This is a genomic window from Paraconexibacter sp. AEG42_29, from assembly GCF_040581415.1.
Classification (GTDB): Bacteria; Actinomycetota; Thermoleophilia; order Solirubrobacterales; family Solirubrobacteraceae; genus Paraconexibacter.
Genome location: NZ_CP114014.1, coordinates 165,868 through 184,559 on the forward strand (window position 1 = coordinate 165,868; position 18,692 = coordinate 184,559).

Below are 18,692 nucleotides of genomic sequence, written 5' to 3' on the forward strand. Positions count from 1 at the left end.
GCCTGAGGCGCGGGCGCAGGACCACGACTTGCCGCATTCCGCTCGTGTCCCTTCGTCTCCCGGCAGCGGCAGGTGACGATGCCCCGCCGGGCCACCGTCGGCCGGCTCGACCGGCGGAACCGCCTGGCCCCCGGGCGGTTCCGTGAAGGAAGTGGAGCTAAGGAGACTCGAACTCCTGACCTCTGCCATGCGAAGGCAGCGCTCTACCAGCTGAGCTATAGCCCCGGGGTGACCACCGATGGTACCGGCGCGGCGCGTCCGGGGTCGCGCGCGGCGGGAAGTGTCGCATACTCGCCGCTGCAGGCGCTCACCCACGGCGCGTCACCTGCCGATAGCACGGGTACGCTCGCCTCGGCGTGCGCGCGGACCGGCCCCGCGCGCAACACGCTCCAGGCCCCGCGACTCCCGCATGAGCTTCCGCAACCGCCTCACCCTGTTCTTCGTCCTCATCGTCATCGTGCCGATGCTGTCGCTGACGGTCGTGCTCTTCAGCCTGATCTCCGACAACGAGAACGGCAAGCAGGACGCGGGGGTCGCGGCGCGGCAGCGCAGCGCGGTGAACCTCTACGAGGCCGAGAAGGCGGAGGCCGGCGCGGCGCTCGCCAAGGTCAGCGGCGACCGGGTGCTGGCGACGGCGCTCCGCGAAGGCGACCAGGAGGCGACGACCGACCGCGCGCAGGAGCTCCTCGGGACGCTGCGGCTCAAGCGCATCCAGATCACGCGCGACAGCGCCGTCTACACCGACGTCGGGTCCCGGACCGCGACCTTCCCCGCGACGGGCAACCTGGCGTTCCGCAGCGGCGGTGCGTCGTTCGGGTCGCTCCGCGTGTCGCGGACGGGGCCGCGCGCGTACGCGAAGCTCGTCAAGCGGGTCACCGGCCTCGACGTGGTCATCACCCGCGACGGTGCGCCCCTCGCCAGCACCCTCGCGGCCGGCTCGACCGTGCCGGCCATCCCCGCCGAGCGGTCGACCGTGACCGTGGGCGACCAGCGCTTCCGCACCGCGGCGTTCCCGGTCGAGGGCTTCGGCGGCAGCCGGGTGCAGGTCGCCGTCCTCGACTCCACCGAGCGCGTGCGCGCGGACGTCCGCTCGCAGCGCATTTACACCGCGCTCATCCTCCTCGGGTTCTTCCTGCTCGCGTTCCTCTTCGCGCTGCTCGTCTCCCGGTCCCTGCAGCGCCAGATCGACGGCTTCCTGCAGGCGGCCCGGCGGATCGGGGCCGGTGACTTCGCAGCGCGCGTCCCGACGACCGGCGGCGACGAGTTCGCGGAGCTCGGCCACGAGTTCAACCAGATGTCCGGCGAGCTCGAGCGCAAGATCCAGGAGCTCCAGGACGAGCAGGCGCGGCTCGCGCTGGCGATGCGCCGGATCGGCGAGACGTTCGCCTCGAACCTCGACCGCGACGCGCTGCTGGAGATCGTCCTGCGGACCGCGGTCGACGGCTCCGGGGCGGCCGGCGGCCGCGCGACGATGCGGACCCGGCCGGACGGCCAGCTGCGCCAGGTCGCGCAGGCGGGGACGCTCGACGACCTCACCGCCGCGCTGCGGCAGGCCGAGGCCGCCGTGCTTGAGTCCGGCGCCCCGCGGGAGGCGACCGTCGGCGGCGTCACCGCGCTCGCCCACCCGCTGCGTGCGGTGCAGCAGGGCGAGGAGGACGGGCCGCCGCGGGTCACCGGCATCGTGTCGGTCGGCCGCGCCGCCACCCCGTTCCGGCCGTCCGAGCGCGAGCTGTTCCACTACCTCGCCGGTCAGGCGTCGGTCTCGATCGAGAACGTCGGGCTGCACGAGGCCGTCGAGCGGCAGGCCGTGACCGACGAGCTGACGGGCCTGGCCAACCGCCGCCGGTTCCAGGAGGTCCTCGGCGGCGAGGTCGAGCGCTCGCGCCGGTTCGGCCAGACCGTCGGCCTGATCATGCTGGACATCGACAACTTCAAGAAGGTCAACGACACCTACGGGCATCCGGCGGGCGACCTCGTCCTCAAGGAGGTCGCCCGTGTCCTGCGGGAGAGCTCGCGCGAGATCGACCATCCCGCCCGCTACGGTGGCGAGGAGCTCTGCTCGGTGCTGCCCGGGACGGACATCGAAGGCGCCTACCAGCTCGCCGAGCGCGTGCGGATCGGGATCGAGTCGCTGCGGCTGCCGATCCGCACCGCGGACGACGAGCCGCTGCAGGTCACGGCGAGCTTCGGGGTCGCCACGCACCCCGGGTCGTCGGGGGACGTGCGGTCGCTCGTGGCCGCTGCCGACGCGGCGCTGTACGAAGCCAAACACTCGGGCAAGAACCGCACCGAGCGGGCCGCCGAGGTTCCGTCGGCCTGACCCCGGTCGTCGCCCGTCGCACGCGACGGTGCACACGCGTCCAGGCAGGCGGGTACAGTTCGAATGGATGGGACTGCTCGACGACGCCATCCGTGAGCACCTCGAGCTGAAGCGCCGTCACGGCGCGGACGCCAGCGAGGTCGCTCGCCAGGAGCACGAAGCGCTGGGACCCGTTGTCCGGGGGGAGCTGACGATCCCGGACTCGCCACCCGCCGCGACGTCGTTCCACGACGATCCGGCCCAGGGCGGTGGCGGTCCGCTGACCCTCGACAAGGAGCCCGAGGACCGGTACGACCCGGTCGTCGACGAGCCGTCGTTCTTCACCGACACCGCCCCGCCGGCGCCCGCCGGCACGCCCGAGCGGGTGAGGGCCCAGGCCGAGCCGCTGCCGCCCGTCAAGGCGCCCGCCGCGGATCCGGCTCCCGTCGCCGACACGAGCCAGAACACGGTCGCCTTCTCCCTCGACGACCTCGAGGCCGCGGCCGAGGGTGCGCCGACCCCCGCCCCCGATCCGGTCCCGCCCGCGGCGGCACCGGATCCCGTGCCGCCGGTGACCGCCTCGCAGCCGCCGGCCCCGGCCACCACGCCGGCCTCGCCACCGGCTCAGCCCCCGGCCGCCGCGTCCTCGCCGGCCCCCGCGGCGGCCGCGCCGCCCGCCGCCGCGACCCCGCCGCCGGCCGCTCCGACCGAGAAGCCGGTGCAGGAGCTCTCGTGGGACGCGCCGGAGCCCGCTCCCGATGTGGCACCCCGCGACGTCGCCGCCGACGTCGTCCCGGCCGATCCGGAGCCGCAGGAGCACGACGAGCTCGAGGAGACCCCCGAGTTCCTGCAGGAGACGCCCGAGCACGACCGGCTCTGGTTCGAGCAGCGCCCCCCGCGCGACTTCGACTTCTAGGGCCTGTCGGAGGAAGCCCGCCGGGCGATCCGGCCCGCTCGCATCGACGGCAGATCCTTCAACAGGCCCCTAAAGGCGTTCCGCGAGCACGTCGCGGACCGAGCGTGGCGCGCGACCGACGAGGTCCTCCACGGCGGTGCTGACCGCTCCGCTGTAGCCGAGGCGGGCGGCGGCGCCGAACGTCGCGTAGAGCCGCGCCGCCGACTCGGGCAGGCCCGCATGCTCGACCATCGCGGCGACCCACGCGTCGTCGTCGACGAGCGTCGCCGTGACCGGGCGCCCGCCGATCTCGGCGAAGATGGCCGCGCGCTCGGTGGCCGTGAGCGCTGCGGGGCCGGTGACGTCATAGGCCTTGTTCGCGTGGGCGTCCCCGGTCGCGAGCAGCACGGCGGCCGCGACCGCGGCGCAGTCCGCGCGCGCGACGTGGCTCGTGGCGCCGTCGCCTTCGTTGACCAGGTAGGTCCCGTTGGCGAGCGCCGCGCGGGCACCGTCGACCAGCATCTCGGTGTAGATCGAGTTGCGCAGGAACGTCCAGGCCACGCCGCTGGCGCGGAGGTGGTCCTCGGTCGCGCGGTGGTCGGCGGCGACCGCGGCCGGGTTCGAGTCGGACGGGTTCCCGACCGACGTGTACGCGATGGCGGTGACGCCGGCGGCGACCGCCGCGTCGATCGCGGCGCGGTGACCGGCCACCCGCGCGCCGACGGCGTCGGTGCTGATGAGGAGCAGGCGCTTACCACCTGCGAAGGCGTCGGCCAGGGTGGCGGGGTCGTCGAAGTCGCCCGCCCGGACCTCAGCGCCGCGGGCCGCGAGGTCCGCCAGCTTGTCCGGCGACCGCGTGACGAGGACGAGGTCGGCGCCGGGGTGGGCGGTCAGGACGGCCTCGGCGGTGAGGCGGCCGAGGGTGCCGGACGCGCCGGTGATGATCAGGCTCATGGTGGGGTGCTCCTTGGGGCGGGTGCGTAATCGCAACTGACGTGGATACGAGTTGCCGGAGAATGTAGCAAGCGCGATTGCGAATACGCGGTAGCCTTGACAGGGATCCGGTGCCGTCCAACGTCAACACCCAGTTCTCGCTCGCCGTCCACATGCTCACGCTGCTGGGCCGGCGGCCGGGCGTCATGCAGCCCTCCGGGGCGCTGGCGGGCAGCGCGGGGGCGAGCCCCGTCCACGTCCGCCGCGTCCTCGGCCGCCTGCGCCGTGCGGGGCTGGTGCGCTCGCGCAACGGCCCGGGCGGGGGCTGGCTCGTCGAAGGCGAGGTCTGCGCGATCACGCTCGACGTCGTCTGGGCCGCCATCCACGGCGACGGCCCCGTCCTCGGCCTGCACGAGGCGAGCCCGGACTGCGAGACGGGACAGCAGATCCAGGACGCGCTCGGGGCGCTGGACCGTCGCGCCGCCGCGGCGCTGGTCGCCGAGCTCGAGCGGACCACCGTCGGCGACCTGGTCGACGCGACCGTGCACGCCTGACCGGCACAAGGCGCTCAAGGCGCGCGGGCGGCGGCCGACCACCTGAGGGACGCCGCGCTCGCCCGGTTGTTGGGGAACCACCGACGCGGGTGCGCGCTCCCTCCGTCCCTAGATGGAGTGCTGGACTCAAGCGGTGTGGTCTCCCGAGGCGCCTCGGGGGACCACACCGTGTCCACTGCACAGCCTGGCTCAGATGTAGCCGCGCGTGCGAGCGGCGGCGACGACGCGCTCGATGCCGACCTCGAACGCCGCGGTCCGCAGCGGGACGGCGTCGCTGGAGGCCCGCGCTGCGACCTCCTGGTACGCGCGCGACATGATCGTGCCGAGGCGCTCGTTGACGTCGGCCTCCGACCAGCGGAAGTGCTGCAGGTTCTGGACCCACTCGAAGTAGCTCACGACGACCCCGCCTGCGTTCGCGAGGACGTCGGGCACCACGAAGACGCCCTTGTCGTGGAGGATCGCGTCGGCGGCCGGGGTCGTCGGGCCGTTCGCCCCCTCGATCAGCACGCGCGCCTGGATGGTGTCGGCGTTGCCGGCGTGGATCAGGCCGCCGAGCGCCGCGGGGATCAGCAGCTCGCACTCGAGGCCGAGCAGCTCGTCCGGGGTGATCGTGTCGACGCCGGGGAACTCGACGAGCTTGCCGCCCTCGGCCAGGTGCGCGTGGAGCGCGTGCGCGTCGATGCCGGCCTCCGACTGGACCGCGCCGAACGCGTCGCTGACGCCGACGATCCGGGCACCCATGTCCTGCACGATGCGAGCGGCCCAGGAGCCGACGTTGCCGAAGCCCTGCACCACGACCCGGGTGTCCTCGGGCGTGAGCTTCAGGGACTCGAGCGCCTCGCTGAAGCACATGATCACGCCGCGCCCGGTGGCCGCCTCGCGGCCGAGGGAGCCGCCCAGGGAGATCGGCTTGCCGGTCACGATCGCGGGCGTGTAGCCGTTGAGCTTGCCGTACTCGTCCATCATCCAGGCCATGGTCTGGGCGTTGGTGTTGACGTCCGGCGCGGGGATGTCGCGCGTGGGGCCGAGGACCTTGGAGATCTTGTCGATGAAGCTGCGCGTGATCTGCTGCAGCTCGTCCTGGGTGCACTCGCCGGCCGGGACGTTGACGCCGCCCTTGGCCCCGCCGAACGGGATGTCGACGATGGCCGTCTTCCACGTCATCAGTGCGGCGAGCGAGCGGACCTCGTCGAGGTCGACCTCGTGGTGGTAGCGGATCCCGCCCTTGTACGGGCCGCGGGCGCCGTTGTGCTGGACACGGTAGCCCGAGTAGACGTGGATCCGGCCGTCGGCGCGGCGGACCGGGATCTGGACCTGCACCTCGCGGTAGGCGGAGCCGACGACGGCACGGACGTCGTCCGCCAGCTCGAGGCGATCGGCGGCGACCTGGAAGTAGTGCTGCGCGATCTCGTAGGGCGAGAGCTCGCCGGCGTGGGCCGGGGCGCTCGGGGCCAGGTTCGCGGCTCGCGGCGACTGGTCGATGTCGGTCATCCCGCGATCCTTCCACTGTCCAGGGTCCCGGTGGACAAGATTTCGTGATGGCTGCTGGACCCGGGGTCGGTGCGCCGGAAGGTCGGGTGCGCGATCCTTTGCGGGTCATGGTGCACGAGGGCGCGACCAGCACGAACGGATCCGGCCGGCCCCGGATCGCCATCGTGCTCCCCGGGGGCGGCGCGCGCGGCGCCTACGAGGCCGGCGCCCTTTCGGTCCTGCTGCCCGCGCTCGAGGCGCGCGGGGAGAAGATCACGATCATGTGCGGGACGAGCGTCGGCGCGATCAACGCCGCGTTCCTCGGCTCGATGTCCGACAAGCCCGCGGCCGAACAGGCGCAGCTCGCCCTGGCCCGGTGGCGCGAGATGCGCAAGGGCGACGTCATCAAGCCGATCATCGGGCCGTCGCTGCCGCTCACCGGCCTGCGATTCCTGGGCGAGCTGCTCGAGGTGCCGGGCGTCCGGCTCGCGTCGATCATGGACCCGGCTCCGCTGGCCGGGTCGCTCGACCACTGGATCAACTGGGAGGCGCTGCAGCGCAACGTCAAGATGGGCGTCCTCGACGCGGTCTGCGTGATCGCGACCGCGCTGACCCGGGGCGGGCCGGTGGCGTTCGTCCACACCGACGGAAAGGTCCCGCCGAACAAGGCGTCGACGGACGTGCGCTACGTCCGCGTCGGCGCGCTGGCCGCCGAGCACGTCCGGGCGAGCGCCGCCATCCCGCTGCTGTTCCCGCCCGTCGAGGTGACGACGCCCACGAGCGCCGCCGACTACTACATCGACGGCGGGACGCGCCTGAACTCCCCGATCGCCCCGGCGCTCGCGCTCGGCGCGGACCGTGTGATCGTCATCGGCTTCGAGCCGTTCGCCGCCCCGCCCCCGCGTCCGGTGACGCCCGTCCAGCCGCGGCTCGCGGACGTCACCGCGAACATCCTCGACGGCCTGCTCGTCGACCAGGTCGCTGCCGACCTGCACCGCCTGGCGTCCGTCAACACCTTCTACGCCGAGAGCTCCGGCGGCGGCGGGTTCTCGCAGGCGGCCCGCAACTACCGCACCTCGCAGGGCAAGAAGCCGTACAAGAAGGTCTCCTACGCGCTGGTCGCGCCGGAGCGCAAGGGGGAGATCGGCGCGATCGCGGAGGAGGTGTTCCAGAAGCACTACTCGGGCTGGCGCGGGCTGCGCTCGCCCGACTACCCGGTCCTCTCCCGGCTGCTCGGCGGTGACCGCACCCGGGCCCGCGGCGAGCTGCTGTCGTTCCTGATGTTCGACGAGCACTTCGTCGCGCGGCTGCTGGAGGCGGGTGCCGCGGACGCGCAGCGCTGGCTGGACCGGCATCCGCGGTTCTGGTGCGCCGATGCCGCGCACGACTTCCAGGTCGATCCCGCGGGCGCCGACGTCCTGCGCGAGGAGCAGGTGCTGGACGAGTTCCGCGCCATGCGCCGTCGCTGAGCGGTCAGTCGGCGGACTGCACGCGGCAGACCCGGAGCTCCTTCGGCGTGCCGGCCGCCTTCAGGCGCTTGCGGCGGCCCATCCGGTAGAGGTAGGCGTGCCCGTCGGCCTCCAGGTGGTCGGCCACGGGGTCCGAGACCAGGACCTCGCCGCCCTTCGCGGCGTCGGCGACACGCGCGGCGACGTTGACGTCGACTCCCAGGTAGTCACCGCCGAGCTTGCGCGGGGTGCCGGAGTGGACGCCGGCGCGCAGCTGGGGGCGGTAGCCGTCCACCTCGACGTGGCCGATGTGCTCCTGCGCCTCGACCGCGGCCGCGACGGCGTCCTCGGGGGTCACGAACACGGCCATCAGGCCGTCCCCGAGGCGCTTGACCACGCGGCCGCCGTAGGTCGCGATGGCGTCCTCCTGCGCATCGCCGACCTTGCGCAGGAGGTTGACGGCGGAGCTGTCGCCGGCCTCCAGCGCCCACGTCGAGAACCCCACGAGGTCGGTGAAGAGCAAGGTGACCGGCTGGTCGCCGTGGCCGCGTCCGAGGCCCTCGGACAGCTTCTGCCAGACCTGGAGCGCGCCGAGGCCGAGCTCGCGGACGGCGCTCGGGCGCTCGGCCGACATCGCGACGAGCTCGCGGCCGATGAGGTCGTGCGGGAGCTGGTTCGCGGTCGACAACGCGTCGCCGTAACGGGAGTCGCCGGGCAGCGTCCGGCGCAGGCGCGAGGCGCCCTTCACGGCGACGGGCGAGCCGTCGACCGCCAGCAGGCGCTTCTTCAGCCCGCCGGTGCCGCCGGCCTCGGGCTGGGGGCCGGCGGGGAGCGCCGGGCGGGGGGCAGTCGGGTCGTCGGGCACGCCGGATCAGCGTACCGACCACCGCCGGGCGGGCACGCGCACCGCGTCATCCGTGGGTTGGCCACCGCCGGGGTTGCGGAACGCGGGGTCAGCGTTCAGAGGGCGAGGACGAGCTTGCCCGTGTTCTCGCCCCGGAACAGCCCGTTCAGCGCGTCCGGGAAGTTGTCGAGGCCCTCGGTGATGTCGACCGGGCCGTGCAGGCGGCCCTCGGCCATCCAGCCGGCCATCTCCTTTGCGGCCTCCTCGAAGCGCGCGACGTAGTCGAAGACGACCATGCCCGTCATCGACGCGCGGCTGACCAGGAGCGACAGGTAGTTCGACGGACCGACGACCTTGTCGGTCGCGTTGTACTGGGAGATCGCGCCGCAGATCACGACGCGCGCGTGCATCGCAAGTCCGGCGAGCGCGTCGTCCAGGATGTCCCCGCCGACGTTGTCGAAGTAGACGTCGATGCGGTCCGGGCAGTGCTTCCGCAGCCCGGCCCTGACGCTCTCGTTCTTGTAGTCGATGCACGCGTCGAAGCCGAGGTCCTCGACGACGTGGCGGCACTTGTCGGCGCCGCCCGCGATGCCGACGACGCGGCAGCCCTTGATCTTCGCGATCTGCCCGACCGCGCCCCCGACCGAGCCGGCCGCGCCGGAGACGACCACGGTCTGCCCGGCCTCGGGGCGGCCGACGTCCAGCAGCCCGAAGTAGGCCGTCATCCCGCTCATGCCGAGCATCCCGAGGTGCACGGGGAGCGGGGCGAGCTCGGGGTCGACCTTCACGACCCCGGCGCCGTCTGAGAGTGCGTGGGTCTGGACGCCGAACGCACCCGACACGTGGTCGCCGACGCCGAACTTCGGGTGGGCGGACGCGATGACCTCGCCCACTGCCCCGGCGCGCATGACCTCGCCGAGCCCGACCGGCGGGATGTAGGAGCGGGCGTCGTTCATCCACCCGCGCATGGCGGGGTCGAGGGAGAGGTGGCTGACCCGCACGAGGAACTGCCCGTCGGCGGGATCGCCGAGCTCCTCGGTGGTCCGGTCCCAGTCGGTCGGCTTCGGCAGGCCGACCGGGCGGGCGGCGAGGCGGAACTGGTGGCTCGTGACGCTCATGTCCCGAACCTATCCGGGTGGGCGGGCCCGGGACGCGCGTCAGATCACGACGACCGTCGTCCCGTTGGACGCGAACGCGTAGACGCCCGGGGCCTCGGGGGCCGGGACGCGGACGCAGCCGTGGGACGCCGGGAACGCCGGAACGTCCGCGTACTCGTGGAAGGCGATGCCGTTGTTGAAGTACGACGCGTACGGGAGGTAGACGCTGAACGGCACCGACCAGGACCGCAGCTCCTTGCGGAAGACCTTGTAGCTGCCGGTCGGCGTCGGGGTCGCCGGCCCGCCCGAGGAGACGTGGATCGCGCGGACGACCTTGCCGCTGCTGATCAGCAGCGCGACGCCCTTCGCCCGGTAGACCTCGATCCGGCGCGAGGGGCCGCGCCCGCCGGGCTTGGGCCGGCTCGCCTGCTGCAGCTTCTGCCGGGTGAGCGGCCCGGCGACGCCGTCCCGGTCCAGGCCCTGCCAGGCCTGGAACGCCATGACGGCCTGGGTCGTCCGGTAGCCGGCCTTGCCGTCGACGGCGTCCGCCGGCAGGTAGCCCAGGTCGGCGAGCCGCTGCTGGAGCTGCCGCGCGGTAGCAGCGGGTGCGGGCGCCGGCGCGGGCGCGGGCGTCGCGGGGCCGCTGCCGACGGTCGCCGGGGGCGTGGACGGCTTGGTGAAGTCCTTGCGGCCGAGCGTCCCCGCCGCGGTCTTCGTCTGCGTCTTCGGGCTCTGCAGGCTCAGCAGGTGACCGTCGCTCAGGACCTTCGCCGAGGTGATCTCCTTGAACTGGGTCAGCGTGTAGATGACCTGGCCCAGGCGCGCGTTGAGCGTGATCTCCTGCGCCGCGGTGCGGTCCGCGGCGGCCGGCGGCACGCCCTTCAGGAAGGCGGGCGACAGCTCGATCACCGCGGCCTTGCCGTCGATCGTCAGGCGGACGACCTTCACCCCGTCCGGGATCTGCGTGGCGATGTTGCGTGCCTTCTCCTGCGTGGTCGGGCCGCGCAGCAGGGCGTTCACGGTCGGCAGGGCGGTCGTGCTCAACGTCTGGATCGTGCGGTCGACGACGCTGAACTGCTCGCCGCCGGTGAACCAGAGCTTGATGGGCGTCGCCTTCGCGGTCGCAGCCGGGGCCGGGGTCGCACCGACCGCTGCGGCGGCTGCGGCCAGCGCGAGCACCAGCAGGACGACGAAAGGACGGGTCGCGCGGGACTTGAACATGGGCACCAGTATGAGGAAACGTGAGGAGCGGGCGTCGGTCACGCCCGCGGCGGGCATGGTACGGGCCATGGTTCGCAAACTGACTCTCATGGCCGGGCTGGCGACGCTCGCGCTGACGGCGGTGCCCACCGTCGCTGCCGCCAAGGCGCCCGGCGTGGCCACGGGCGCCGCGAGCAAGGTCACGTCGACCTCCGTGCGCCTCAGCGCGAAGGTGGCACCGCGCAGCCGCAGCACGACCTACAGCTTCCAGTACGGGACGACCCGCAAGTACGGGGGCGGCACGGCGACGTTCCCGGCCGGGTCGGGCTCCAAGACCGTCAGCGTGAGCGCGGACCTCGCCGGGCTGACCGGCAACACGCTCTACCACTACCGCGTCGTGGCGAGCAACCAGGACGGCGTGGTGTCGGGCAAGGACCGGCAGTTCCGGACGGCGAAGGTGCCGCTCTCGCTGAGCGTGGCCGCGACCCCGAACCCGGTCGGCTTCGGCGGGGCGACCACGATCACCGGCGTGCTGTCCGGGACCCACGGCCCCGGCAAGACGATCCAGCTGCAGCAGAAGGGCTTCCCGTTCACCGCCCCGGACTTCGCGAACGCACCCGTCAGCCCGGTCGTCACCGGCGCGGACGGCAGCTTCGCCCTGACGGTGGCCGGGCTCACGCAGAACGTGCAGTACCGCGTCTACACCACGACCGGCAAGCGCCTGGTCTCGGCGCCGGTGCTGGTCGGCGTCGCGCCGACGGTGCGGACCGCCGTCAGCACGACCCGCCCGCGGCGCGGCACGCTGGTGCGGTTCGCCGGGACCGTGACCCCGCGGTTCGTGCCGGCGCAGGTCGCGATCCAGCGCAAGGGATCGACGGGCGCATGGCTGACGGTCGGCGGCGTCTACACCCGCAGCTACGGGACGGCCAAGGCCCGCTACGCGAAGAGCGTCCGGATCCGCAACGCCGGGACGTACCGCGTCTTCGTCGGGCTGCCGAACTCGCAGTTCGCCGGGTCGACCGGCCCGGAGTTCCGGATCATCCCCCGGTCGCGTTAGCGCAGTCCGGTCGCGGCCCCGGGCGGGCCGCCGCCGGGCACCGCCGGCGGCGTGCAGGACGCCGGGTCGGCCCGCCGCCTGCTGCGCCGCTTCCGCGACCCGGGGACGGGCTACGTGACCCAGGTGCTGCCGTGACCGTCTCGGCGGCGTGGCGATCGCGGGGCTCCTGCTGTGCCAGGCAGGATGCGGCCACCCGGGGCCGCTCCCTGCGGCGCCGAGGGTCGTGCGGGAGCCGTCCGTGCCGCGAGTGCCCGTGCCGGCGCCGCGGGAGGCGCAGCAGGTCGCCATCACCTACGTGCTTGCCGCGCGCCTCAGCACGCCATGGACGATGCTCCGCGCTGCCGCCCGCCAGCGCGAGCTCGCGGCCCCGGCCCTCGCCCGGCGTCTGGCCGAGGTGGCGCCGACGGCCGCGGACGTGGAGCAGGCGCGCGTCACGGGGACCGGAACGCATGCGCGCCTGGTCTCCCGTGCCTCCCGCCGTCTCACGCGGCGCACCGCGCTCGTTGCCGTCGGCACCGAGGAGCACGCGGCCGGCGCGAACGCCCCTTCGGCGCAGGTGGTGATCAGTCGTGTCCGGCTCGTCCGCACGCGCCGCGGCTGGCGCGTGACGGCGTGCACCGTCGTTCCCACGGCTCGCACCGTTCAGCAAGCGCTCGAGGAGGGTCCGTCATGACCAAGGACGAGCAGGACCGCCTCGCCCTGCACCTGCTGCTGCTGACCGCCGTCGCCACGGGTGTCGGCGCGCTGCTCTACCTGCTGCTCGCCGCCGTGACGCTACTCGCCAGCGGCCAGCTGCCACCGCTCACCGAGGGCATCGTGGGGATGGCCCAGGTCCCGTGGCATGCCGGCGACCCCGCTGCCGCGTTCGACCCGACCACCGCACGCCTGCTGCCGGGAGCGGCGTGGTTCTGGCTGACGCTCGCGACCGTGATGCTGACGGGGCTGGGCGCAGCCGGCTGGCTGGCCCTCCGGGTGGACCGGGCCAGGGGTCGGCGGGTCATGGCGCTGCGCCCATACGATCCGCGCCGCCGGATCACGCCGCGGGCGTTCGCCCGCCCCCGCGACCTGCGGCACATGCCTGCCGGCGTGCCCGACTCGTGGAGCACGATCCGTCTGGACGGCCGCATGATCGGCACCGCCCCGCAGTCGCACATTCTGCTCATCGCACCGACCCGCTCGGGCAAGACCACGGGCCCGGTCACCGCGTGGACCCTCGAGCACCAGGGACCCGCTGTCGTCACATCGACCAAGATCGACATCGTCGCGCTCACCGCCGGCGCCCGACTGCGCCACGGACCGGTCTGGATCTACGGCCCCGGCGTACCTGACGACGCGCTGCCGCTGCCCGCGTGCGGCTGGACGCCGCTCGACGGGTGCGCCACCTGGGAGGGCGCGCAGATGATGGCCCGGTGGCTCGCCGCCAACACGACCGGTGGCAGCGACGTGCAGGAGTCCGACGGCGGCCGTTTCTACAACAAGGAGGCGGGCCGTGTCCTCGCCGCCCTCCTGCACGCCGCCAAGCTCGCCGGTCGCGACATGCTCACCGTCAACCGCTGGCTGCGCCGCGAGGACGCTGAGCCCCTCCGCCTGCTGCGCACCCACGGCGCCGATCTGGCCGCCGAGACCCTCGACGCCTTCCGCAAGACGGACACGAAGCCGCGGTCGCTGACGATCGCCACCTGCGGGCAGCTCATCGACGCCTACGAGTTCGCCTCCGTTCAGGCGAGCGATTACAGCGACTTCTCCCCGTCCCGTCTCCTAGACGGCGGGACCTGAAGCATGGCCCGCTGGAACCGACGCTGCGGATCATCCTCGACGAGGCCAGCCGCCTGGCCGCCACCGACGACCTCCCGTCGCTGCTGTCGATCAGCGCCGGCTGGGGCGTGAGGATCGCCACCGTCTGGCAGAACCTCGACCAGATCACCGCCCGCTACGGACATCGCGGGGCGGAGATCCTCGGCAACAGCCTCACCACCCTCGTCCTCGGCCCGATCCACGACCCCGGCACCCGTGAGCACCTCGTCGCCCTGCTGGACGCAGAGCGCGTCGACGAGATCACCTACGACGTCGACAGTCTCGGCGGTCGCCGCGCCCGATCAAGCGCCCATCGCGACAGGGACAAGGTGACTGCCCAGACGCTGCAGCAGCTCGCCCTCGGCGAGGGCCTGCTGATCGCAAGCCGCGAGCTCCCTGCCAGAGGAAGGGTCTTGCCGTACTGGCAGCGCCGAGATCTCAAGGCGCTCATCGAGCACGGCAAGAGTGCATGACCCGCTCGCCGCGCTGACACGCCAGCGCAGGCCCCGCCCGCAGCGACGCCTGATCATGGCGTGCATCACGATTCGTTCTGCCTAGATTGCAATCGTTATGTGAGTATGCAAAACTACGTTCCGCGGCCCTTCCCAGTCCCGCTAGGAGCTCGAACCGTGGACCTGCCAGACGCTGGACCTGACGTTCCCTTCACCGGCGTCGAATCGACCACTCGAACGCCGGCGTCGCGCGCGTGAAAACGCGCTCTTCAGGATGGCGGTGACGCTGGCTGTCGCCGGCGCAACCGACGCGACCGCGGGCCTTGTTGTCCACCGACTTCGCGGAAGAAGTTCCCCAGGTAGTCCGGCCCGGTTTCTGAGGCCAAGGAACCGGACTCCTGGGTCCACCGATCAGACACACAGGAGCGTATCGAGATGCTGGCCAGCAGGATGCAGGTGGAGGTGGCGTCCTCGGACGTCACGTTCGAGACCAATCCGGTCATCAAGATGTCGGTCACCGACGTGGACGTCTGGTGGCTCACTGACGAGCCCATGCCGGCGGACGACCAGGACTGCCCGTGGCAGGCCCCGGCGGAGCCGGCGACATGAGCCTCTTCGAGCGAGACGGGATCCGGCGCCACGGCGGTGCTCCCGATGAGGTGACCGCTAATCGCCTGGGAGGGATCGGTTCGGTCCCTCCGGCGTCCCCGCCTCCGCCGGTGGATTTGCCGCCGGCGGACGACGATGGAGCCAAGGAGCAAGCGGGCGGTGCTCCGCTGCACGACATCAAGCGTCACCCGGAGGATCCCCCGGGTGCCCTGAAGCGAACAGCTCGCGAAGTTTGCGATCCCGAGGCCATCCGCGAGTTCGCCGAGGGTTACGGAATCGCGATGCAGGCGGTCGACGACACGACCTTCAACCACGAGGTCCGGAAGACCTACGGCGGGGTTCGCGAAGTGCGAGAGGGCGCGATCATCGGCCCGGCCCAGGCCGCTGCCGCGGAGCAGTTGAAGATCGTCGAGACGACACCGGTCGAGGTGCAGCAGATCGTGGCTGACCGGCATGCGGACGGCGTCAAGGCCGACCGGCTTGAGACGTCGGCCGTCCCGAAGGCCGACGCGAAGCTTGTCGCGGCCAAGGCCGAGGTGCCGCTGGCCGAGACGAGGCTCGAAGCGGCGGATGTCAAGGTGGCCGACATCCGGCCGACCGGGGTTGAACAGGACACGCGACCCGGAAGCTTGATGCAGTGGGTCGCCCTGTCGTCGACGCTGATGGTGATCGTCGCCGTGCTGGACATGATCGTCACGACGTTCGTGCTCGAGCCGGCGATCGCCGATCTGGTCGTGACGAGCATCCAGTACGGCACCTACCTGATCTCAGCCGGCGTCAGCTCGTCGCTGATCATCGCCTCGGCGGCTGCCGGGTTCGCCCTGGCGGCCATGCGGCTACCGGGGCGGATCGTTGGCGGCCTGATGCTCGGGATCTTCAGCCTGATCATGATCAAGCTCGTCACTGGCCTTGACGCGCTACGGGAAGGCGACGAGGGCGGCACGGCCGCGCTCACGGCGGCGACGCTCGCGGCCTGCTTCGTGTCGCTGCTCGTCGGCTACGCCTCAGCGACGTACAAGGACTTCCGCATGCGCAGGGACCTCGTAGTCGAGGCGGGTACCGACCTCGGCGACGCACTGGCGCAGCGGACGTCAGCCACTGCGGAGCTCGAGGCCGCGAAGGCCAAGGTCGCGGATGCGGCCACCGAACTCGAGGCGCTGCATCAGCAGATCGAGATCCTGCGGGATTCCGCTTCGCGTGCTGACTCCGCGGCACTCGTCCGCGAGGCGAAGGGCGTTACTGCTGAGGTCGAGGCCTCCAAGATCGAGGCGATCGCGGTCACCGGCGTCAAGCAGGAGATCGCCGCGCACGAGAAGTGGGCCGTCGCGATCGCGACCTCGGCTCGCGCGAAGGCCCGCGCCGAGGAGCTGCCCGAGGGCGACGACATCCGCCCAGTGGACGTGCCGCACCCGGTCGCGGCGAACCCGGAATCCGATGGGCTGACGGGGATGCAGAAAGCGGCCATCGCCGTCCTTGGACTCGGGGCCGTCGGTGGCTTCGTCGTCTCCCTGCTCGCGGTGCCGATCGGTGCCGGGATCTCCGCCCTCCTGATGCTGCTCAGCTCGCGCCGCAAGCCCGGCGAGCAGAGCGGGACGGACGGAACCGGTTCGCCGGTCGAGCGCCGCCCGGTGATCGGGTCGCCGGCCCCGGAGGACAGCCCGCTCTACCGCTACCAGCCCGACCGCATGACCAACAAGTACGGCAACGGCGGCGCCGGTACGGGCGAGAGCCAGTAGTTCAACCCCTACGAGAGCAAGGGCATCAACACCATGAACATTTTCATCAAGGTCTGGGACCAGCCGTTCAAGTTCCCGGCGCTCATCATCCCCGCAGTCGTCGCGACGTTCCTCGCGACCGGCTGCGGCCAGCAGATGCAGGCGGTCTGCCCCGACGTGCCCGAGCGCGTCGTGCTCGTCCCCTCAACCAGCGCCTCTGACCTGGCGACCAGCCAGGACCTGGGCCCGGCGGTCGCGGCGCAGGCGGTCGCCCGGGCCGCGAACTCCTGCGGCCGGATCAGCGTCGGCCTACAGAACAATGCTGTGGAGTCGGACCTCGAGCTGCTGTCCCTCGAGCTCACGCCGAAGCGCACCATGGCGTTCAACGCCAAGCCCGTGATCAAGCCGCTGATCAAGGAGGCCGAGGCCTTCGTGCAGGACACGTTGCTCGGGCCGCTCGCCACGATCCCGCCGACGAACGGATCCCCGTTCATCAACGGGCTCATCAAGATGGCGACCGAGCTGAACGCGCACGGCGGCGTGCCCGCGACGATCATCCTGCTCGGCGACGGCATCGCGATCGAGCGCACGCCCAGCGGCGGCCTTGTGGACTTCCGCACCACCGATGTGCCCAAGGCGCTGCTGGACGAGTTCGTTCCGCTCCTGGCACCGCTGAAGGCCAGCTGCGTGATGCTCGTGTCGGCCGGTGCCGAGTCCGACCTCACGGACGAGACCCTGCGCAACGGACAGAAGCTGCTCGGCGACACGCTCAACGAGGCCGGTATCGGCTTCGTCGCCACGCGCTCACGTGACGTCCCGACGTCCTGTCCGGCGATCCCATGAACAGCCCGACGTCGCAGATCCTCTCAGCGGCCCTCACCGTGTTCGCCGCGAGCGGCGCCCTCGTCCTCGCCCGCGAGCCCGCCAAGCCACCCAGCGCCTCTCACCCAACGCCGACGTCATCGACATCGTTGTCCACGCCGCCTACACCGGCCGCCGCCAAGGTCGACCGTGTCTTTTCCATCTACCCGGGCGCCGAGCCCCAGGACAGGATGGCCAAGGCCGTCGCCTTCTGGAACGGCGTCGGGGCCAACGTCGAGGTCACGATCACGGCCGACAAGGACACGGCCGACATCGTGATGCTGCCCGACCGAGCACTCCCCGAGGGCACCGTGGGACGCACCGGCGTGAGATGCACGTCGACTCCATGTCGGCCGACGGAACGCGGGGTGATCACCATGTCGGCGCAGGCCGGGTATCCGCGGCAGCTCGCTCTGATCCACGAGATCGGACACGCCATGGGTCTGGCGCATTACCGCGGAAGCGGATGCGCCGTGATGGCACCGGACGCCCGTTCGTGCGATCGCAAAGTCCCGGACCGTGTTCCGGCCGGTGACCGCGACGCGCTCATCCAGGCCTGGGGCAATGCCCCGAACGCCGGGTAGCCCGCTGGCGCCCTGTCCTCCACGCGCTGGCCCTTTGGCCCGACCTACCCCATTCAACACGAGGTGATGAACCCATGATGTACCCACCCTGGAAGTACGCCCACTGCAAGAAGTGCGGGAAGAAGGTCCGGATGACCGCGTGCAAGGTCTGCAAGGGGCAGGGCAAGGTCGGCATGTCCCAGTGCCGCAACGCGTGCGGGCAGAAGGGCTACCTATGCCCGACCCACGGCAAGAACTACTGACCCGACGATTCGACGACGAACGGCGTGATCGAGCGCTACGACGACGCGAAGGTCTGAGCCATGCTCGCTGGGGAACGAACTCAGTGACGACTCGACTAGTCGTCGACTATTCCGTCGAAGACCAAGCGGCCGTCGTCGTCCATCCGGACGCCCATGTAGTCACCGACGCTGATGGGACCGATCAGGCCTGCCAAGCCGGGGAGCAAAGGCGTCCGCGACTCCGCGTTACACCTCCAGTTTTGGATGACCTCCAGATAGGTGAAGGGCATCCCGAAATAGGCGATGCCCTCTACGTCCCACGTCGTGTCGGCGTTCCTATCGTCTGCGCCCAAGTTCCAGGCATGGTTCTGAACGCCTAAGTGGTCGCCGGCGCGTACGGCAAACCCTTCAACGTAGTTCCAGGATCGCTGCATGGTGACCAACTGCGCGTTTAAAACGCAGGCGTACTCCGGGTCGGTCCGCTGGCCTGCGGTGCGACGATGCCGCTTGTCGGCTAGCGCCTTTGGCTCGTAGATACGTCCTTGTTGCAGAAGCGTGAGATGGTCGGCGTCTGCAGGATCATGCGCCGCCTGAAACCAGGCACGAATATCCTCGCCGGTCCGGCAAGCGCGAGCCTGCAAATCCAAGTCGGAGGTCAT

The 18,692-nt window shown here is 71.8% G+C and carries 19 protein-coding genes and 1 tRNA gene; 13 read left to right on the plus strand and 7 right to left on the minus strand.

What is annotated here, in order from left to right:
* Positions 1-152 precede the first annotated feature (152 nt).
* Positions 153-225, minus strand: a tRNA-Ala gene (locus tag DSM112329_RS00780).
* A 184-nt stretch (positions 226-409) separates the two neighbouring features.
* Here DSM112329_RS00780 and DSM112329_RS00785 point away from each other — a divergent pair.
* Both DSM112329_RS00785 and DSM112329_RS00790 read left to right on the plus strand, forming a co-directional pair.
* Complete coding sequence (locus DSM112329_RS00785) at positions 410-2,320, plus strand: diguanylate cyclase (protein WP_354699899.1); 1,911 nt, start codon at positions 410-412, stop codon at positions 2,318-2,320.
* Between the two features lie 67 nt (positions 2,321-2,387).
* Positions 2,388-3,215, plus strand: coding sequence for a hypothetical protein (locus tag DSM112329_RS00790; protein WP_354699900.1), 828 nt, complete (start codon positions 2,388-2,390; stop codon positions 3,213-3,215).
* Positions 3,216-3,284: 69 nt separating this feature from the next.
* Here DSM112329_RS00790 and DSM112329_RS00795 read toward each other — a convergent pair whose 3' ends face one another.
* The gene (locus DSM112329_RS00795) at positions 3,285-4,148 is read right to left on the minus strand and encodes an NAD(P)H-binding protein (protein WP_354699901.1); all 864 of its coding nucleotides are present in this window, start codon (positions 4,146-4,148) and stop codon (positions 3,285-3,287) included.
* Positions 4,149-4,258: 110 nt separating this feature from the next.
* Here DSM112329_RS00795 and DSM112329_RS00800 point away from each other — a divergent pair, with 110 nt between their 5' ends.
* Positions 4,259-4,681, plus strand: a complete 423-nt coding sequence (locus DSM112329_RS00800) for an Rrf2 family transcriptional regulator (RefSeq protein WP_354699902.1) — start codon at positions 4,259-4,261, stop codon at positions 4,679-4,681.
* A 189-nt stretch (positions 4,682-4,870) separates the two neighbouring features.
* Here the strand turns inward: DSM112329_RS00800 and DSM112329_RS00805 are convergent, their stop codons facing one another.
* A complete protein-coding gene (locus DSM112329_RS00805) occupies positions 4,871-6,172 on the minus strand; it encodes a Glu/Leu/Phe/Val dehydrogenase dimerization domain-containing protein (protein ID WP_354699903.1) in 1,302 nt (433 codons plus the stop codon).
* A 107-nt stretch (positions 6,173-6,279) separates the two neighbouring features.
* On the opposite strand from DSM112329_RS00805, the gene DSM112329_RS00810 reads away from it, so the two are divergent.
* Complete coding sequence (locus tag DSM112329_RS00810) at positions 6,280-7,620, plus strand: patatin-like phospholipase family protein (RefSeq protein ID WP_354699904.1); 1,341 nt, start codon at positions 6,280-6,282, stop codon at positions 7,618-7,620.
* Positions 7,621-7,624: 4 nt separating this feature from the next.
* On the opposite strand, the gene DSM112329_RS00815 is transcribed toward DSM112329_RS00810, so the two are convergent.
* From DSM112329_RS00815 to DSM112329_RS00825, 3 genes are all read right to left on the minus strand, one after another.
* On the minus strand, positions 7,625-8,464 hold the full coding sequence (locus DSM112329_RS00815) for an adenylate/guanylate cyclase domain-containing protein (protein ID WP_354699905.1): 840 nt from the start codon (positions 8,462-8,464) through the stop codon (positions 7,625-7,627).
* A 95-nt stretch (positions 8,465-8,559) separates the two neighbouring features.
* Positions 8,560-9,561 (minus strand): NADP-dependent oxidoreductase, encoded by a 1,002-nt coding sequence (locus tag DSM112329_RS00820; RefSeq protein ID WP_354699906.1) that lies wholly within the window; start codon positions 9,559-9,561, stop codon positions 8,560-8,562.
* Positions 9,562-9,600: 39 nt separating this feature from the next.
* Positions 9,601-10,761 carry a L,D-transpeptidase family protein gene (locus DSM112329_RS00825; RefSeq protein ID WP_354699907.1) on the minus strand — a complete coding sequence of 387 codons (1,161 nt, stop codon included), beginning with the start codon at positions 10,759-10,761 and terminating at the stop codon, positions 9,601-9,603.
* 67 nt (positions 10,762-10,828) lie between these two features.
* Here DSM112329_RS00825 and DSM112329_RS00830 point away from each other — a divergent pair, with 67 nt between their 5' ends.
* From DSM112329_RS00830 to DSM112329_RS00870, 9 genes are all read left to right on the plus strand, one after another.
* Positions 10,829-11,797 carry a hypothetical protein gene (locus DSM112329_RS00830; protein ID WP_354699908.1) on the plus strand — a complete coding sequence of 323 codons (969 nt, stop codon included), beginning with the start codon at positions 10,829-10,831 and terminating at the stop codon, positions 11,795-11,797.
* Positions 11,798-12,035: 238 nt separating this feature from the next.
* Positions 12,036-12,470 carry a hypothetical protein gene (locus DSM112329_RS00835; RefSeq protein WP_354699909.1) on the plus strand — a complete coding sequence of 145 codons (435 nt, stop codon included), beginning with the start codon at positions 12,036-12,038 and terminating at the stop codon, positions 12,468-12,470.
* Positions 12,467-13,573 (plus strand): type IV secretory system conjugative DNA transfer family protein, encoded by a 1,107-nt coding sequence (locus tag DSM112329_RS00840; protein WP_354699910.1) that lies wholly within the window; start codon positions 12,467-12,469, stop codon positions 13,571-13,573. The genes DSM112329_RS00835 and DSM112329_RS00840 overlap by 4 nt, the downstream gene beginning before the upstream one ends.
* Positions 13,574-13,605: 32 nt before the next feature.
* Positions 13,606-14,064 carry a TraM recognition domain-containing protein gene (locus DSM112329_RS00845; RefSeq protein ID WP_354702535.1) on the plus strand — a complete coding sequence of 153 codons (459 nt, stop codon included), beginning with the start codon at positions 13,606-13,608 and terminating at the stop codon, positions 14,062-14,064.
* 414 nt (positions 14,065-14,478) lie between these two features.
* Complete coding sequence (locus tag DSM112329_RS00850; RefSeq protein WP_354699911.1) at positions 14,479-14,652, plus strand: hypothetical protein; 174 nt, start codon at positions 14,479-14,481, stop codon at positions 14,650-14,652.
* A 110-nt stretch (positions 14,653-14,762) separates the two neighbouring features.
* Positions 14,763-16,388, plus strand: coding sequence for a hypothetical protein (locus DSM112329_RS00855; protein WP_354699912.1), 1,626 nt, complete (start codon positions 14,763-14,765; stop codon positions 16,386-16,388).
* Between the two features lie 33 nt (positions 16,389-16,421).
* Positions 16,422-17,210 carry a hypothetical protein gene (locus tag DSM112329_RS00860; protein ID WP_354699913.1) on the plus strand — a complete coding sequence of 263 codons (789 nt, stop codon included), beginning with the start codon at positions 16,422-16,424 and terminating at the stop codon, positions 17,208-17,210.
* Positions 17,207-17,812 carry a hypothetical protein gene (locus tag DSM112329_RS00865; RefSeq protein WP_354699914.1) on the plus strand — a complete coding sequence of 202 codons (606 nt, stop codon included), beginning with the start codon at positions 17,207-17,209 and terminating at the stop codon, positions 17,810-17,812. The genes DSM112329_RS00860 and DSM112329_RS00865 overlap by 4 nt, the downstream gene beginning before the upstream one ends.
* Positions 17,813-17,886: 74 nt before the next feature.
* Complete coding sequence (locus tag DSM112329_RS00870; RefSeq protein WP_354699915.1) at positions 17,887-18,054, plus strand: hypothetical protein; 168 nt, start codon at positions 17,887-17,889, stop codon at positions 18,052-18,054.
* A 95-nt stretch (positions 18,055-18,149) separates the two neighbouring features.
* Here DSM112329_RS00870 and DSM112329_RS00875 read toward each other — a convergent pair whose 3' ends face one another.
* A complete protein-coding gene (locus DSM112329_RS00875) occupies positions 18,150-18,692 on the minus strand; it encodes a hypothetical protein (RefSeq protein ID WP_354699916.1) in 543 nt (180 codons plus the stop codon).